This window comes from Oerskovia sp. NPDC057915, assembly GCF_042887685.1.
Lineage (GTDB): Bacteria > Actinomycetota > Actinomycetes > Actinomycetales > Cellulomonadaceae > Oerskovia.
Genome location: NZ_JBHVOS010000023.1, coordinates 1 through 16,675, shown reverse-complemented (window position 1 = coordinate 16,675; position 16,675 = coordinate 1). Strand labels below are relative to the sequence as shown.

The following is a 16,675-nucleotide window of genomic DNA, read 5'->3' as shown; positions in this document are numbered from 1 at the left end:
GTGCGGTGGATCGGTGGTGGCGCGTGGACCGGCCGGTGCGGCGCTGCTCGGGCGGCGTGCCCGGCCTGCGTCAGGTCGCGACGCCCAGCGCGCGCAGGCAGCCGCGCAGCGTCGGCTCGACCGCGACCTGGGCGAACTCGACCGGCCAGCCTGCGGCGCGCCAGCGCTCGAGCAGGGCCATGAGCCGCACCGAGTCGAGGCCGTGGTCGGTCAGGTCGTCGTCGAGCCCGATCTCGTGCGCGGCCGACCCGCCCGGGCCGAGGACGTCGACGAGGTCGGCGAGCGCCTGCGCGCGCGTGGGGGCTGCGGTCGTGGTCATGCGGGTCCTCCGGTGGCACGGGCCGCACGGGTGCGTGCGGGCGAACGCCTGGCCAGGACGTCGGAGCGGACGGGGACCACGAGCGGCCAGCCCTCGGGGTCGGTCACGACATGGGCGCGGATCCCGAACACCTGCCGGACGACGTCGGCGTCCAGGACCTCCTCGGGGCGCCCCTGGGCGACGACCGCCCCGTCCTTCATGAGGACGAGCTGGGTCGCGTACCGGACGGCGAGGTTGAGGTCGTGCAGGACCGCGACGACCGTGCGGCCCTCGTCGTGCAGGCGCGCGCACGTGTCGAGGACGTCGATCTGGTGCGCGATGTCGAGGAACGTCGTGGGCTCGTCGAGCAGCAGCAGCGACGTCTCCTGCGCGAGAGCCATGGCGATCCACACGCGCTGGCGCTGCCCGCCCGACAGCTCGCTCACGCGCCGGGTCGACAGGTCGAGCGTGTCGGTCGCGAGCAGCACCTCGTCGATCACCCGGTGGTCCTCGGCCGACAGCGCACGCAGGAAGCCCTGGTGCGGGTGGCGGCCACGGGCCACGAGGTCACGCACCCGGATCCCGTCGGGCCCGACGGGAGCCTGCGGCAGGAACGCGAGCCGCCTGGCGACCTCGCGCGGGGGCATCGACGTGACGACCTGCCCGTCGAGCTCGACCGTCCCCGCGGTGGGCCGCAGGATGCGCGCGAGGGACAGCAGCAGGGTCGACTTGCCGCAGCCGTTGGGCCCGACGATGACCGTGAGCTCGCCCTGGAGGATCTCGAGGTCGACGCCCTGGAGGACGTCGCGCTTGCCGTAGCCGACGCGCAGGTCGGTCGTCGCGAGGCTCATCGGACGGCCAGCGGGTCCGGGAGGACGGTGCTGCCGGGCAGGGTAGGGCTGTCGGGACGCACGTCGCCACCGCCCGACGGCGTCGCGCACGTCTCTCCGTCCGTCTCGCCCGGGGCGTGACCCGCCTGCACGGCGGGCGCGGCGGCGTCGGCACGGCGGGCCAGGACCGACGCGAGCACCTCCCCGGCCCGGACCCCGAGCGTGGAGAGCAGCGTCGAGCTGAGCCCGTGCGAGTGCTCGGACTGGCCCACGAGGTAGAGCCCGGCGTCCGCGGGCTCGGTGAGGCGGGCGCGGTGGTCGCGGTGCAGGTCGAGGGCGCCGTCGGCGTCGCGCCCGAGCAGGTCGGTCGTGCCGCCGAGCAGCGTCGTCGGGTCGAGCGGCCGGTAGCCCGTCGCGAGGACGACGAGGTCGGCGTCCAGGACGGCCGTCGTGCCCGTGAGGTTCGCGCCGAGGGTCAGGGCGACGGGACCTCCCGTGGTGCGCCGCGTCGTCGGCGCCCCGGCCTCACCCGTGAGGTCGCCCTCCCCCGTCGTGTCGTGCACGTCGAGCACCTCGGTGCACCGGTGCCAGTGGAGGCGTCCGCGCCCGAGCCACCGGTCGCGGTACTCCCGCTCGTGCAAGGTGCGGATGGTGTCCTCGGCGACGACCGAGTAGTTGGTGTTGCGGTGGTGCGCCATGAGCTGCGCGCGCCCGGCGGGCGGGGCGTCGTAGAAGACGTCGACCGCGCCCGGGTCGAACACCGAGTTGGCGTAGGGCGTCGAGTCCGAGGGCGAGAAGCCGTAGCGGCGCGACACCGAGTGCACCTCCGCACCGGGGAACCGGTCGTAGAGGTCGATCATGATCTCGGCCGCGCTCTGCCCCGCGCCCACGACCACGGCGCGGCGCACGTCGTGGTCGACGAGCGCGATCCGGTCGAGGTAGCGCTGGTTGTGCCAGACCCGACCGGACTCGACGACACCCGCCGGGAGCCGCGGCTGCAGCCCCCCGGCGACGACGACGTCGCGGGCCCTGGTCGTGCTCGTCCCGTCCTCGCCCGTGACCGAGACGTCGAACGCGACGACCCTGCCGCCGTCGCGCACGGGCGTCACCGACTCGACCGACGACCCGTAGCGCGTGAACCCCGCGAGCCGGGCCGCGGCCCAGCGCAGGTAGGCCGCGAACTCGACGCGCAACGGCGCGAAGCTGCCCCGGTTGAGGAAGTCGACCAGGCGCCCCTGCTCGTGCAGGAACGCGAGGAACGAGTAGTCGCTCGTGGGGTTGCGCAGCGTCACGAGGTCCTTGGCGAACGCGACCTGCATGTGCGCGTCCTCGAACAGCATGCCGTGGTGCCAGCGGGAGGTCGCCTGCCGCTCGTGGAAGACCGCGCGCAGCGGCTCCCGGGCGCTCGCGTTGTGCTCCTCGACCGCGATCGCGAGCGCCATGTTCGACGGCCCGAAGCCGAGGCCCAGGACGTCGACGTCCACGTCGTGCGCCGTGCGGCGGGGGTCCTGCGTGCGGGACGGGTTGCTCATCGCGTGCTCCACGGCTGGGTGCTGGGTTCGGTGCCGGCGTCCGCAGGCGCGGGGACCGGGTGGTTGCGGTCGACCTTGCCGACCGCGGTGGTGGCGAGCGCCTCGACGGTCTCGAAGCGGTCGGGGATCTTGTAGGTCGCGATGCCGCGCTCGCGCAGGAACCGGCGCAGCACGGGACCGGTCGGTGCCTCCGCACCCGACCGGGCGACGACGCGCGCGACCGCGCGCTCGCCCAGGTACTCGTCCGGCTCGCCGACGACGCTCGCGTCGAGCACGTCGGGGTGGGCGCGCAGGTGGTTCTCGACCTCGGCGGGGGCGACCTTCTCTCCCCCGCGGTTGATCTGCTCCTTGGTGCGCCCGACGACCGTGAGGTACCCCGCGGCGTCGCGCACCACGAGGTCGCCCGTGCGGTAGAAGCCGTCGGCCGTGAAGGACCTGGCGTCGTGCTCGGGCGCCCGGTAGTAGCCGCGGATCGTGTAGGGGCCGCGAGCCAGCAGGTGCCCGGGCTCCCCGTCGGCGACCGGGCGGTCGTCGTCGTCCACGACGAGGACCTCGTCGGCGGGCGAGATCGGCCGCCCCTGGGTCCCGACCACGACCTCGCGCGGGTCGCCCGCCCGGGTGTAGCAGACGAGCCCCTCGGCCATGCCGAAGACCTGCTGGAGCGTGTCGCCGAACACCTCGAGCAGGCGCTCGGCCGCGCTCGTCCCCAGCTTGGCTCCCCCGACCTGGAGGACCTCGAGCGAGGAGAGGTCGTGCGCGGCCACGAGCGGCGACGCCGCCCAGACGTGCGCGAGCGGCGGGACGAGGGCCACGTGCGTGACGCGGTGCCGCTCGACGAGCGCGAACGCCGTGTCCGGGGCGCCGTGCGCTGACAGGACGACGGTCCCGCCCGCGTGCAGGACCCCCAGCACACCGGGGGACGTCAGGGCGTAGTTGTGCGCGACGGGCAGCGTCGCGAGGTACACCGAGCCCGGTCCGAGGCCGCAGATCCGCGCGCTCTCGCGCACCGAGTACAGGTAGTCGGCGTGCGTGCGCGGGATGAGCTTGGGCGTGCCCGTGGTCCCGCCCGAGAGCTGCAGGAGCACGACGTCGGCCGGGTGCGCGGCGTCGTCGAAGGGGCCACGGAGCTCGGTCAGGTCTGCTCGGCGCAGGTCGTCGAGGACGTGCGCGGTGAACGGGCTGCGCACGTCCGCGTGCTCGTCGGCACCGGCGGGGGGAGCACCCACGACCACGACGTGCCGCACCGTGGACACGGTCCCGGCGACCTCGCGGGCGAGGGCCGCGTGGTCGAAGCCTGCCTCGACGCCGCCGGCCACGAGCGCCACGGCGGCCGTGTGCGCCGCGAAGTGCTCGACCTCGGTCCGCCGGTGCGCGGGCAGCGCGAGGACCGGCACGATCCCGGACCGGCCGAGCGCGACCAGCACCTCGACCAGCTCGCTCGCGCTCGGGAGCTGCACGACGACGCGGTCGCCCCGGCGCAGCCCGAGCGCCGCGAAGCCGTGCGCGAGGTCGTCGGCCGCGCGGTCCAGGTCCGCGTAGGTCAGGGTGCGGGCCGCGTCGACGAGCGCGGTCGCGTCAGGCCGGGCGGCCGCGGCGTCACGCACGAGCGACCCGAGCGTCTGGTCTGTCCAGAACCCGGCCGCGCGGTAGCGGTCCGCGGCCTCGGCGGGGACGGGCACGACGCCGTCGAGCAGGTGGGGCGCCGGACGCACCCGGGGGGCGGCCGTCACGACACGCTCCCCAGCGCGGACAGCAGCGTCGCGAACTTCACGGCGGTCTCGGCGTGCTCGCCCTCGGGCGTGGACCCGACGACGACGCCCGCCCCCGCGAACAGACGCACGTCCGCGCCGCGCACCACCCCGCAGCGCAGCACGATCGCCCACTCGCCGTTCCCGGCCTGGTCCGCCCAGCCGACCAGTCCCGTGTAGAAGCCGCGGTCGAACGGCTCGAGAGAGCCGATGAGCTCGCGCGCCGCAGCCTGCGGGTGCCCGCAGACCGCGGGCGTGGGGTGCAGCGAGTAGACGACGTCGAGCACCGAGACGCCCGGCTTCAGACGCGCCGTGATGGGCGTGCCGAGGTGCCACAGGTGCGACGTCGCGACGAGCTCGGGGGTCGCCGGCACGTCCAGGTCGTCCTCGTGGGCGACGTACGCGCGCAGCACCTCGCGGATCGCGTCGGTCACGAACGCGTGCTCACGCAGGTCCTTCTCGGACGTCAGGAGCCGCTGCGCGGTCGCGCGGTCCTCCGCCGGGTCGGTCGATCGCGGCGCAGACCCCGCGAGCGGGTGGCTGTGCAGCACGCCGTCGCGCACCGAGACCAGGAGCTCGGGGCTCGCCCCGACCAGGTGCCCCTGGTCGCCGGGCAGCTCGACGTCGAACACGTAGGCGTCGGGGTTCGCGCGCCGCATGGCCGCGCGCACGGCGCCCCGGTCGAGCGGGGCGGGCGCGGACACGTCGAGGGTGCGCGCCAGGACGACCTTCTCGGCCACGCCGTCCTCGAGCTGGGACACGGCCCGCCCGACGGCGGCGCGGAAGACCACGTCGTCGCGTCCGGGCAGGGTGGTGGGACCGGCAGGGTCCGTCGGTGCGGAGCGGACCGGTCCTGCTGCAGGCGCGCCGTCGACCCTCGCCGGGGAGCCGGCGCCGGACGCGCCGGGCTCGCCCCGGTCGGTCTGGTCCGTCTGGTCGGCCGGGGCGGTCTGGTCGGCCTGGTCGGCCTGGCCGGTCTGTCCGGTCTGGCCGGTCTGGCCGGTCTGTCCGGTCTGGCCGGTCTGGCCGGTCTGGTCACCGTGCCCCGCGCCGACGGGCCGCCACGACTGGTGCGCCGGGACGACGAGGTGCGCGGGACGCGCGGAGTCGAACGGGATGGTGCCCACGAGGATGGGAGCGGGCTCCCCGGCCCAGCGCGCGGAGGCTGCTCGGCCGAGCAGGTCGCGCGCCGCGGCAGCGACCGTCGGGCCGTCCCACGACGGCACGTCGAGGCGCTCGCGCACGCCGTGCGCGACGAGGCCCACGTCGGGCGACGCGAGACGGAACTCGGCATGCCCGAGGGGGGCGTCGTCGTCGGGCGCTCCGGTGGGAGCAGCGACCCGGGGATGGCGGCGCGCGTGCGCCGGGTCGAGCGCGACCGCGGTGCCAGCCGGGTCGTCGAGCACGGTGAAGCCGTTCATGAGGCGTCCTCGTCGATGTCGATGGGGTTCGTGAGCCTGCGCGTCGTCCGCAGGAGGACGTGCGAGAGGTCGTGCTGATGTCCGGGGGGTGGGTGGGCCGGTCAGCGGAGCGTGGCGCCGCCGTCGACCACGAGCTCGTGCACCGTGATGTGCCGGGCCGCGTCGGAGGCCAGGAAGGCGACCGCGTCGGCCACGTCCCGCACCTCGGCGAGCCGCCCCAGCGGGATCCCGAGCCGGAAGTCCTCCGGCACCCCGGCCACGACCCGGGCCTCGGCCGGGTCGTCGAGGACCCGGACGTCGTCCAGCCCTGGCGACCCGGCGAGCGCCGCGAGCATGGGCGTGCGGGTCGAGCCCGGTGAGACCACGTTGCAGCGCACCCCGTAGGGCGCGAGCTCGAGACCGAGCGACCGGGTCAGGCTCGACGCCGCGGCCTTCGACGCCGCGTACGCCGCCATTCCGACGCGCGGGACCCCCGCGGCGTTCGACGCGACCGTGACGATCGCGCCCCGCCGACGGGAGGACAGACATCGCGCGACCTCGCGCGAGACCAGGTAGACGCCCGTCGCGTTGACCGCGAGCATGCGCTGCCAGTCCGTGAGCGAGGACTCGGTCACGACACCGGCACGCAGGACGCCCGCAGCGTTCACGAGGACCTCGAGCGGGCCGATCTCGGCCTCGATCCAGGGGACCAGGCGGACGACGTCCTGCTCGTCGGTCACGTCGAGGCGCACCGGGACGACCTGACCGGCCGCTGCCTGCCCGAGCGGCGCCGTCGGGACCGTGCCGTCGAGGTCTCCCGCGACGACCACGTAGCCCTGCGCAGCCAGTGCGTCCACGACCGCGGCCCCGATGCCCCCTGCGGCACCGGTCACGAGAGCGACGCGCGTGCTCATGCCCCCGCCACCGCGGGGACGCGCGCCCCGAGGTGGGTCAGCACGTCGTCCGTCGTCCCGACGACGGCGCACCGGTCCGCCGCCCAGGCGAGGGCCTGGCGGTGGTGGGCGAGCGAGAAGTCCGCGACGGCGTCACCGACCAGGAACGGCTGGACGTCGTGCATGAAGGCGTCGCACGCCGTGACGAGGCAGCCGATGTGCGCGTAGACGCCCGTCACGACGAGCTGGTCGCGCCCCTGCTCGCGCAGGAGGTCGCGCAGCCCGGTGCGCACGAACGCGTCGTAGCGCCACTTGGTCAGCACGGTGTCCCCCGGCTGCGGTGCGAGCTCGTCGATCACGACGTCCGAGCCGTCGTCCGGGATGCCCGGACCCCAGAAGTCGGTGAGCAGGCCACGGTCGGCGGGGCGCTGTGCGGGCGGCTGGGCGGTCAGGACGACCGGGACGCCCAGCTCGCGCGCCGTCGCGGCGAGCCGCGAGATGTTGCGGACGGCGTCCCGCAGGGCGGGCGACGCCGGGTCGAACGCGTTCACGAAGTACTGCTGCATGTCGTGCACGAGGAGCACCGCGCGGGCAGGGTCGACCTGCCACGTCACACGGTTGCTCGGGTACTCGTGCGGTGCCGGGCCGTCGTAGGCGGCGATCGTCGGCAGTCCCATGGTCCCCCCAGAGCCAGGTGTATCGAGCAGGTTAGTTGAATGAGTTAGGTAAACCTTCCCTCACTGAGGTAGACCTAAGCACAGACTTCACCCGCCTGGGAAGAGCCGTCCACGGAACGGACAGATACCGACAATCTGCCATCTCGATCGCCGAGGGCGACGCTCGTGCCCGCCGACGGCGACGTGCCTACTTGCCGACGGTGACGCCCCTGCCCGCCGAGGGTGACGTGCCTACCTGCCGACGGTGACGCCCCTGCCCGCCGAGGGTGACGCGCGGGTCCGCCGACGGTGACGTGTCGGTCCGCTGAGGGTGACGAACCAGCGGGGTGTCACATCTCCCCCAGCTGCGGCTGCCAGCGCAGGAGGGCGCGCTGCGTCACGACCGTGTTCCCTCGACCGTCAGTTCGTCGCCCTCGGCAGTCCAGACCGTCACCCTCGCGGGTCGTGGGCGTCGCCCTCGGCGATCCAGCCCGTCACCCTCGCGGGTCATGGACGTCACCATCGGCGCCCCCCCCCGTCGCCATCGGCAGCCCAGACCGTCGCCCTCGGCGATCCAGCCCGTCGCCCCGGGAACGGCGAAGGGCCGTCCGGCCAGGTCTCCCTGGCCGGACGGCCCTTCGTGTCGAGCTGCGCGGGTCCCTAGGAACCCGGCCGCACGAGCGGACGGATCAGAAGTCCATGCCGCCCATGCCACCGTCGCCACCCGGCATGGCCGGGTTCTTCTCCGGCTTGTCCGCGACGACCGCCTCGGTCGTCAGGAACAGCGCGGCGATGGACGCGGCGTTCTGCAGCGCGGAGCGCGTGACCTTGACCGGGTCGTTGACGCCTGCGGCGAGCAGGTCCTCGTAGACGCCGGTCGCGGCGTTCAGGCCGTGGCCCGAGGGGAGGTTGCGGACCTTCTCGGCCACGACGCCACCCTCGAGACCGGCGTTGATCGCGATCTGCTTGAGCGGGGCGTCGATCGCGGCACGCACGATCTGCGCACCGGTCGCCTCGTCGCCGACCAGGTCGGTGATCGCGGCGGTCTCGAACGCGACGGCACCGGCCTGGATGAGGGCCACGCCACCACCGGCGACGATGCCCTCCTCGACGGCAGCCTTCGCGTTGCGGACGGCGTCCTCGATGCGGTGCTTGCGCTCCTTGAGCTCCACCTCGGTCGCGGCGCCGGCCTTGATGACAGCGACACCACCGGCGAGCTTGGCGAGGCGCTCCTGGAGCTTCTCGCGGTCGTAGTCGGAGTCCGACTTCTCGATCTCGGAACGGATCTGGTTCACGCGACCCGCGATGAGGTCGGCGTCGCCGGCACCCTCGACGATCGTGGTCTCGTCCTTGGTGACGACGACCTTGCGAGCCTGGCCGAGCAGGTCGAGGGTCGCGGTCTCCAGCTTGAGGCCGACCGTCTCGGAGATGACCTGGCCACCGGTGAGGATCGCGATGTCCTGCAGCATGGCCTTGCGGCGGTCGCCGAAGCCCGGAGCCTTGACGGCGACGGACTTGAACGTGCCACGGATCTTGTTCAGCACGAGGGTGGCCAGGGCCTCGCCCTCGACGTCCTCGGCGATGATGAGGAGGCTGCGGCCGGCCTTCATGACCTGGTCGAGCAGCGGCAGCAGGTCCTTGACGTTCGAGATCTTCGACTCGACGATCAGGACGTACGGGTCCTCGAGGACCGCTTCCTGACGCTCGGGGTCGGTCTCGAAGTAGCGGGCGAGGAAGCCCTTGTCGAAGCGCATGCCCTCGGTGAGCTCGAGCTCGAGGCCGAACGTGTTCGACTCCTCGACGGTGATGACGCCTTCCTTGCCCACCTTGTCGAGGGCCTCGGCGATGAGCTCGCCGATCGCGGGGTCACCGGCCGAGATCGCGGCCGTGGCGGCGATCTCTTCCTTGGTCTCGATGTCCTTGGCGGCGACGAGCAGCTGGGCCGTCACGGCCTCGACAGCCTTCTCGATGCCGCGCTTGAGGGCGATCGGGTTCGAGCCGGCCGCGACGTTGCGCAGGCCCTCGCGCACGAGCGCCTGGGCGAGCACGGTCGCGGTGGTGGTGCCGTCACCCGCGACGTCGTCGGTCTTCTTGGCGACCTCCTTGACGAGCTCCGCACCGATCTTCTCGTACGGGTCGTCGAGCTCGATCTCCTTGGCGATGCTCACACCATCGTTGGTGATGGTGGGCGCGCCCCACTTCTTGTCGAGGACGACGTTGCGGCCCTTGGGGCCGAGCGTGACCTTCACGGTGTCGGCGAGGACGTTGAGCCCGCGCTCCATCCCGCGACGAGCCTCCTCGTTGAAGGCGATGATCTTTGCCATGGGGATTGATCCTCCGCTGGTGGCGTGTGACGGTCGGTCGGCGCCCGCGACGGACGGCTCGCGCACGCCGACGTTCATGTCACGCCGACTCGCGGGCCTCACCTGACGACCAGAGAAAACTGTCACTCTCATGACGAGAGTGCTAACGCCATTATTGGCACTCGGCCGGTGCGAGTGCAAGACCGGGAGCCCGCTATCGCCCCCAGCGGAACGGCGGGCGTCCGGCTCGTCCTAGGATGCGCACTGTGAGGTTCGCGACGACGCGGTGGCGACTGGCGGTGCTCGGAGCAGCGATCGCCCCCGTCGTGGTGCTCGTGACCGCGGGCGCCACTCCGGCCCCGCTGCCGACCGACGTGCACGTCGACCTCTACCAGGACGGGGTCGCGACCGCCGGGGACGACTCCCTCCTCCGCCTCCCTGACGGCATGGCGGCCACCTACCTCGACGGCAGCCGCGTGCTGGACCCGGCCGCCGTGGACCCCTCGCTGCTTGCCGACGGCCTCGACGCGGCAGACGGCGAGGTCGACCGTCTGACGGTGATCGCCGGCTCGCCCCTCGCGCCAGGCCGCCTCCTGGACGCGGAGGCCGCAGAGCGGGCCGCCGACGCCTCCCGGGCCTGGCTCGCCGAGGGCGACGTCCCGGGCGACGGCACCCGGTTCGCCGGGCTCGGCCAGGACGCCCTGCTCGACCTGCACGCCCTGACGCTCGAGAACGGCGCCTCGCTCGCCGCACCGTCCCCGAAGTGGCGTTTCGTGTGGCCGCGGGACGCGTCCTTCACGGCCGCGGCCTACGCGCGGACCGGGCATGTGAACGACGCCCTGCGAGTGCTGGACTTCCTCCGGTCGGTCCAGGAGCCCGACGGGTCGTTCCAGGCGCGCTACCGGCCCGACGCCTCGGGGGTGCCCGACGACCGCGGCAGCCAGTCCGACGGCAACGGGTGGGCCCTGTGGTCGGCCTGGACGGTGCTCGACGAGATCACGGACCCCCAGGACCGTGCGGCGGCACGCGAGCGGCTCGCGCCGCTCGTCGACGCGTCGACCGGCTACGTCCTGAGCATCCTCGACGAGGACACCTCGCTGCCCCCGCCGTCGAGCGACTACTGGGAGGTCCACCCGACCGAGCTCACGCTCGGCACCGCGGCCCCCCTGCTCGCGGGCCTCGAGGCGGCCCGCTCGATCTACGCCGACGGCGAGCAGTGGGCGCCGGCGGCCGACGCCGCTCGTGCTGCAACGAGCCTGCGGACGGCGGTCGAGGAGCGCTTCGGCCCGCAGGGCTACCCGCGGCACGCGTCCGGCGGTCCTCAGGACGCGGCGACGACGTTCGCGCTGCCGCCCTTCCAGCCCTCTGCTCTGGCCGGTGCGCAGGACGCGTGGCGGTCGTCGGTCATGTCGATGCTCCGACCCGCGGGCGGGGTGGCGCCGGGAGCAGGCTGGCGCGCCGACGGCATCTCGTGGACGCCTCAGACCGCCCTCTTCGCGCTGGCCGGCGCCTCGACCGGCGAGGTCGAGGCCGCGGAGAGCTGGCTCGACTGGCTCGACACCCATCGGACGGCCTCGGGTGCGATCCCGGAGAAGGTCCTCGCGGACGGCTCCCCCGCGGCGGTCGCCCCGCTCACGTGGAGCTCGGCGCTCGTGGTGCTCACGCTGGTCGAGCTCGAGGACCAGCGTGCGGCGGGCGCCGCGCTCCCCTGAGGGCTGCGCGGCCGCGTCCGGCGCCGGAGTCCCGAGTTCCTCCGGGCCCTCACGGGCGATCCGGCCCGCCCCGTGGGCCCGGGCCGTTCAGGTTCCCGGCCCGTTCCCGCTCCCAGCGTCAGGGCGCCAGTCGTGGCGGGTGCGGCACGTCGAACTCCCGGTGCAGGACGCGTCGCGCCGCGTACCAACCCCCGAGCCCGTGGACCCCGGGTCCGGGAGGTGTGGAGGCCGAGCAGAGGTAGACGCCGTCGAGCCCGGTCGCGTACGGGTCGAGGCGCGCCGTCGGGCGGGCGATCACCCGCCAGAGGCTGACCGCCCCCGCGGCGATGTCCCCACCCACGTAGTTGGCGTTGTGCTCGCTCATCCGCGCGGCAGGGACGCAGCGGGAGGTCACGACGACGTCGCGGAAGCCGGGCGCGAAGCGCTCGATCTGCGCCGTGACGGCTTCGGTGACGTCGAGCGTGGAGCCTGCGGGGACGTGCGCGTACGTCCACAGGGGTCGCAGGTCCCCCACCCTGCGCGACGGGTCGACGACCGTCGGGTCGCTCACGAGAACCATCGGACGCTCGGCGTGCGTGCCGGCCGCGACCGCGGCCTCGGCTGCGGCCATCTCGGCACGCGTGCCACCCACGTGGACGGTCCCCGCCCTCCCGACGTCGGCGTGCTGCCAGGGCACGGGACCGCGCAGGACGAAGTCGACCTTGGCCGCCGCGTTGCCGTAGGGGAACGCGGTGAGCGCTCGGGCGGCCCGGCCGGTCAGGCGGGACCCGAAGACCTCCACGACCGTGCGCGGGGTCGTGTCGAAGATGATCGCTCGCGCCGGAGGCAGGTCCGACTCCGAGCGGACGGGGTGGTCGGTCACGACCTCGCCCCCGTGCGCCTCGAGGTCCGCGACGAGTGCCGTCACGATCGCTCCCGACCCACCGCGCGGGATCGGCCAGCCGCCCTCGGAGTGCGCGAGCGACCCGAGGAGCAGCGCCACCCCGGCCGAGGCGAGCGACGGCATCGGGGCGATCCCGTGCGCAGCGACGCCCGTGAGGAGCGCCGGTGCGACGTCCCCCACGAAGCGCCGGTCCCACAGGCCCGTGCCCTGCTCGAGGACGCCGAGGCCGAAACGCGCGGCGGTCGGGATCCCTCGCGGCAGGAGGCCCGCCGGGACGCTGCGCTTGTCACCGAGCGCGGTGGCGACCGCGTGCCCTGGCTGCCGGGACAGCGAGCCGACGAGCGAGCGCCACGCGGCGCCGTCGGGCCCCAGGCCGTCGACCGTCCGGTCGAGGTCGCGGTAGGCGATCCCCGCGCGACCGCCCGGCAGCGGCTGGGCGTACGAGACCTCCGGGACGAGCAGCTCGACCCCGCGCGACGGCAGGTCGAACGCCTGGAAGAACGGCGACGCCCACGCCATGGGGTGCACGGCCGAGCAGATGTCGTGGACCATGCCCTCGGCCAGCCCCAGGTCCAGCGTGCGAGCCCCCCCGCCGACCGTGGGCTGCGCCTCCAGGACGCGCACGGACAACCCGGCCCTGGCGCACGTCACGGCCGCCGCGAGCCCGTTGGGCCCCGACCCGACGACGACGACGTCCACCTCGGCCAGGTGCCGGGCGGGGGTCACGGCACTCAGAGCGCGCGCACCTGCTCGGCCTGGGGGCCCTTCTGACCCTGCCCCTGCTCGTACTCGACCTGCTGCCCCTCGTCGAGCGAGCGGTAGCCGTCGCTCTGGATCGAGCTGTAGTGGACGAAGAGGTCCGGCCCGCCGGCGGCAGGGGTGATGAACCCGAAGCCCTTCTCGGCGTTGAACCACTTGACGGTGCCCTGTGCCATCGACGTCTCCTCGTGCGTACGAACCGGGTGCGAGCAGCGGAGCATCGGACGCCCCGTGGTGGGGTCGAGCCTAGTGGCAGAGGTCACACGAGGAAAGCACGGGAAGGGAGCGTGTGCGGAGGGAGCGGGCGATCAGGAAGCGGGCGCGAGCGCCGACTTGACGACCACGACGACATCGCCCTCGCGCACCTGCGCCTGCGTCACCTGCTCGGCCGGGACGCCGAGGATCGCCGCGACGGCGGTCGCCGTCTCCTTGCGGTTCTCGGTGTACCAGACAGTGGTCGCCGTGAGCCCGGAGTCGCCGGGATAGTCCTCGGCCTTGGTCTTGGTGAACCCCTTGGCGTCCAGCGCGTCCTTGCCGGTCCGCGCCTCGCCGGCGGGCCCGCCATCGTTCAGGACACGGATGTACGCGCCCTTGTCCGCGGCGGCGAGCAGGGCCGTGATGTCCGTCGCGGGCTCCTCCGGGGTCACGGGCTCCTCCGGAGCCGCAGGCTCTTCCGGGGTCACCGGTTCCTCGGGGGCCGCGGGCTCCTCCGCAGCCGCACCGTCGGCCGGTTGCTCCGCCGCGGGCTTGTCGGCCTCCGTCGCGGGCTTCTGGCCGAGCCCGCCGGAGATCGCAGCGACCCCTCCGACCGCGAGACCCGCGAAGATCACCGCGACGAGCAGGAAGGGCCAGGTCTTGCTCCAGCCGCTGCGCGGAGCGCGATAGACCCCCACGGGTGCGCCCTCGGGCGCGGGGACGTCGAACTCGTCAGGCGCGTAGGGGTAATCGCTCTTGCTCACGGCGACAGGTTAGCCCGACTTGGCCCAGCGACTAAATGTCGCCGAGGCGACGTGCCGACCGGGCACGCTGCCGGGTGGACCGCATCCGTCGCAGGCGCTTGACGAGCATGGGGTCGTGCGCAAGGGCCGCCGGAGAGTCGATCAGCGTGTTGAGCGCCTGGTAGTAGCGCGTCGCGGTCATGTCGAAGAGCTCACGGACCGCCTGCTCCTTGGCCCCGGCGTACTTCCACCACTGCCGCTCGAAGGCCAGGATCTCCTGGTCACGGGCCGAGAGGCCCGAGTCCGTGGCAGGTGCGTCGTCCGGCTCGGCGGGCGCGACGAGGTGCTCGGTCGCGGCGAACGCTTCGCTCATGGGCAAGATCCTCACTCGTCGGGACGCGACCCGCTCCGGAGGGGCGGGCACCTGGACCGCACCAGCCTACGCGCGAACCACAACCATGTCATTCACCCGCTCGCGTACCCTCGCCGCGTGAACACCTTCGCGACGCCACCGACCTCGGGGTCCCTCGAGCAGGCCCCGCCCGCCACCCCCGGCCCCACCGCCCCGGCCGCAGCGCCCGGCACGGCCGCCGCGACCCACGGCACGGCCGAGGGCGCGCACCGCCCGCTCGCCGAGATCATGGCCCCCGACTGGGCCCGGGCGCTGGCCCCGGTCGAGCCCCAGCTCCGGGCCGTCGGCGACTTCCTGCGCGCCGAGGCCGCGGCCGGACGCCCGTACCTGCCTGCGCCGTCGGACATCCTGCGCGCCTTCCAGCGTCCGCTGGCCGACGTGCGCGTCCTGATCGTCGGCCAGGACCCCTACCCCACGCCCGGGCACGCCATGGGACTGTCGTTCTCCGTCCAGCCGCACGTGCGACCCGTCCCGCGCTCGCTGCAGAACATCTACGCCGAGATGGCGACCGACCTCGGCACCCCCACGCCCGTGCACGGCGACCTGTCCGCGTGGAGCGACCAGGGCGTCATGCTGCTCAACAGGGTCCTGACGGTCGGCGCGGGCGACACCGGCTCGCACCGCCGCAAGGGCTGGGAGGCGATCACCGAAGCCGCGATCCGCGCCCTCGTGGCCCGCGACCGGCCGCTCGTCGCGATCCTCTGGGGGCGCGACGCCGCGACGCTCAAGCCCCTCCTGGGCGACACCCCGATCGTCGAGAGCGCGCACCCCAGCCCGCTGTCGGCTCGCCGCGGCTTCTTCGGGTCGCGTCCCTTCTCGCGCGTCAACGAGCTGCTCGTGGCCCAGGGGTCGGCTCCGGTCGACTGGACGCTGCCGACAGCCTGACGCGGGCTGCCGTGGGCCGTCACCGTCGAGTGTGCAGTTCGGGTCGTCCAGCGGGCGCGGCAGACGACCCGAACTGCACACTCGGCGGCACGGGCCGCGCACCACGGGTCCGCACCGGCCCGCCCGGGCCGCGCTCCGACGTCGGGCAGGAATCTCCCGGGGCGCAGCGCGCCCCGTGTCACACAATGGACCGGTGACCACCTCGCACCCGAACAGAGAGCACGCGCCCCGCTGGGCCAGCTACGTCGCGATCGGCGACTCGTTCACGGAAGGACTCTGGGACCCCTACCCGAACGACCCGGACCGCCAGCGCGGCTGGGCCGACCTCCTCGCAGGGCACCTGTCGACGCGACGCAGCGCCGCAGGCCAGGCCCCGCTCGAGTACGCCAACCTCGCGATCCGCGGCCGGCTCCTGCGCTCGATCCTCTCGGAGCAGGTCCCGGCCGCGCTCGCGCTCAAGCCCGACCTGGTGAGCCTCGTCGGCGGCGGGAACGACATCCTGCGCCCCGCGGCCGACATCGACCGCCTCGCCCGCAACCTGGACCACGCGGTCGGGCGCCTGCGTGCCGAGGGCATCGACGTCCTCCTGGGCACGGGCTTCGACACGTCGGGGTCCCCCCTCGTGGGCCTCACGCGCGGCCGGGTGGGCGTGTTCAACGCGCACATCTGGTCGATCGCGCGCCGCCACGGCGCGCACGTCCTGGACCTGTGGGGCATGGCGTCCCTCCACGACTGGCGCATGTGGTCCGAGGACCGCATCCACCTCACGCCCGACGGGCACCGGCGCGTGGCGCAGGCCGCGCTCGTGGGCCTCGGCCAGGCGCCCGACGACGTCGCCTGGGACGACCCGTTGTCGCCCCTTCCGCCCGTCCCGCTCCTCGACCGTGCGCGGCAGAACGCCGAGTGGGTGCGCGTGCACGTGTACCCGTGGGCGACGCGGCGCCTCCGGGGCCAGTCCTCGGGCGACCTGCGCGAACCCAAGGCTCCCGTGCTGACGCCCGTGCAGTCGCAGTAGAGGGACCGGCGCTCGCGCCCTCGGGCTCGGGCAGCCGACGTCCGGCGACGACGAAGGCCGGCGTCCGAGGACTGCAAAGGCCGGCGTCCCGCAGCCCGTGCTGCGGGACGCCGGCCTTCGTCGTGGGACCGGAGCCGCCTGTCGGGTTCGAACCGACGACCTTTCGCTTACAAGGCGAGTGCTCTACCAGCTGAGCTAAGGCGGCACGCCACCCGGAGGGCAGCGGCACCGTGAGGTGCGCGAACAGCCTACCGGGTGCCGGGCGTGCGGTGGACGCGGGGCGAGCGGGCGGTCGGCGTCCGTCCTGGACGAGGACGGACGCCCGCGGTCTTGGCGATCTCCGCGATCTGCGCGTCGGTCAGGCCTGCCGTGTTCTCCTCGGGCTGGTTGGCGAACATCGCCTCGTTGAAC

15 protein-coding genes and 1 tRNA gene are annotated in these 16,675 nt (G+C 73.9%); 3 read left to right on the top strand and 13 right to left on the bottom strand.

Features of this window, described 5'->3' with window-relative positions:
* Nucleotides 1–70: 70 nt before the first annotated feature.
* The 8 genes from ACFVQ3_RS15165 to groL form a co-directional block, all read right to left on the bottom strand.
* The gene (locus ACFVQ3_RS15165; protein ID WP_387640635.1) at nt 71–319 is read right to left on the bottom strand and encodes a phosphopantetheine-binding protein; all 249 of its coding nucleotides are present in this window, start codon (nt 317–319) and stop codon (nt 71–73) included.
* Nucleotides 316–1,149 (bottom strand): ABC transporter ATP-binding protein, encoded by an 834-nt coding sequence (locus ACFVQ3_RS15160; RefSeq protein ID WP_387640632.1) that lies wholly within the window; start codon nt 1,147–1,149, stop codon nt 316–318. The genes ACFVQ3_RS15165 and ACFVQ3_RS15160 overlap by 4 nt, the downstream gene beginning before the upstream one ends.
* Entirely contained in the window at nt 1,146–2,660 is a 1,515-nt protein-coding gene (locus ACFVQ3_RS15155; RefSeq protein ID WP_387640628.1) for a lysine N(6)-hydroxylase/L-ornithine N(5)-oxygenase family protein, read from the bottom strand. The genes ACFVQ3_RS15160 and ACFVQ3_RS15155 overlap by 4 nt, the downstream gene beginning before the upstream one ends.
* The gene (locus ACFVQ3_RS15150; RefSeq protein WP_387640625.1) at nt 2,657–4,390 is read right to left on the bottom strand and encodes a (2,3-dihydroxybenzoyl)adenylate synthase; all 1,734 of its coding nucleotides are present in this window, start codon (nt 4,388–4,390) and stop codon (nt 2,657–2,659) included. Before ACFVQ3_RS15150 ends, ACFVQ3_RS15155 begins: the two co-directional genes overlap by 4 nt.
* Entirely contained in the window at nt 4,387–5,829 is a 1,443-nt protein-coding gene (locus tag ACFVQ3_RS15145; RefSeq protein WP_387640622.1) for an isochorismate synthase, read from the bottom strand. Before ACFVQ3_RS15145 ends, ACFVQ3_RS15150 begins: the two co-directional genes overlap by 4 nt.
* A 101-nt stretch (nt 5,830–5,930) precedes the next feature.
* The gene (locus ACFVQ3_RS15140; protein ID WP_387640619.1) at nt 5,931–6,722 is read right to left on the bottom strand and encodes a 2,3-dihydro-2,3-dihydroxybenzoate dehydrogenase; all 792 of its coding nucleotides are present in this window, start codon (nt 6,720–6,722) and stop codon (nt 5,931–5,933) included.
* On the bottom strand, nt 6,719–7,378 hold the full coding sequence (locus ACFVQ3_RS15135; protein WP_387640616.1) for an isochorismatase family protein: 660 nt from the start codon (nt 7,376–7,378) through the stop codon (nt 6,719–6,721). The genes ACFVQ3_RS15140 and ACFVQ3_RS15135 overlap by 4 nt, the downstream gene beginning before the upstream one ends.
* A 668-nt stretch (nt 7,379–8,046) precedes the next feature.
* Entirely contained in the window at nt 8,047–9,681 is a 1,635-nt protein-coding gene (groL, locus tag ACFVQ3_RS15130; RefSeq protein WP_387640613.1) for a chaperonin GroEL, read from the bottom strand.
* 236 nt (nt 9,682–9,917) lie between these two features.
* On the opposite strand from groL, the gene ACFVQ3_RS15125 reads away from it, so the two are divergent.
* Nucleotides 9,918–11,372: a glycoside hydrolase family 15 gene (locus ACFVQ3_RS15125; RefSeq protein WP_387640610.1), complete on the top strand. Its 1,455-nt coding sequence runs from the start codon at nt 9,918–9,920 to the stop codon at nt 11,370–11,372.
* 118 nt (nt 11,373–11,490) lie between these two features.
* Here ACFVQ3_RS15125 and ACFVQ3_RS15120 read toward each other — a convergent pair whose 3' ends face one another.
* The 4 genes from ACFVQ3_RS15120 to ACFVQ3_RS15105 form a co-directional block, all read right to left on the bottom strand.
* Nucleotides 11,491–12,981, bottom strand: coding sequence for a phytoene desaturase family protein (locus ACFVQ3_RS15120; protein WP_387640607.1), 1,491 nt, complete (start codon nt 12,979–12,981; stop codon nt 11,491–11,493).
* Nucleotides 12,982–12,986: 5 nt separating this feature from the next.
* Nucleotides 12,987–13,190, bottom strand: a complete 204-nt coding sequence (locus tag ACFVQ3_RS15115) for a cold-shock protein (protein WP_193718575.1) — start codon at nt 13,188–13,190, stop codon at nt 12,987–12,989.
* 132 nt (nt 13,191–13,322) lie between these two features.
* Nucleotides 13,323–13,973: a LytR C-terminal domain-containing protein gene (locus ACFVQ3_RS15110; RefSeq protein WP_387640604.1), complete on the bottom strand. Its 651-nt coding sequence runs from the start codon at nt 13,971–13,973 to the stop codon at nt 13,323–13,325.
* Nucleotides 13,974–14,004: 31 nt separating this feature from the next.
* Nucleotides 14,005–14,325, bottom strand: a complete 321-nt coding sequence (locus ACFVQ3_RS15105; protein WP_387640601.1) for a DUF3263 domain-containing protein — start codon at nt 14,323–14,325, stop codon at nt 14,005–14,007.
* Between the two features lie 117 nt (nt 14,326–14,442).
* On the opposite strand from ACFVQ3_RS15105, the gene ACFVQ3_RS15100 reads away from it, so the two are divergent.
* Nucleotides 14,443–15,249, top strand: a complete 807-nt coding sequence (locus ACFVQ3_RS15100; protein WP_387640598.1) for a uracil-DNA glycosylase — start codon at nt 14,443–14,445, stop codon at nt 15,247–15,249.
* A gap of 193 nt (nt 15,250–15,442) precedes the next feature.
* Nucleotides 15,443–16,264 (top strand): SGNH/GDSL hydrolase family protein, encoded by an 822-nt coding sequence (locus ACFVQ3_RS15095; RefSeq protein ID WP_387640595.1) that lies wholly within the window; start codon nt 15,443–15,445, stop codon nt 16,262–16,264.
* 132 nt (nt 16,265–16,396) lie between these two features.
* Here ACFVQ3_RS15095 and ACFVQ3_RS15090 read toward each other — a convergent pair.
* A tRNA-Thr gene (locus ACFVQ3_RS15090) sits at nt 16,397–16,469 on the bottom strand.
* Between the last annotated feature and the right edge of the window lie 206 nt (nt 16,470–16,675).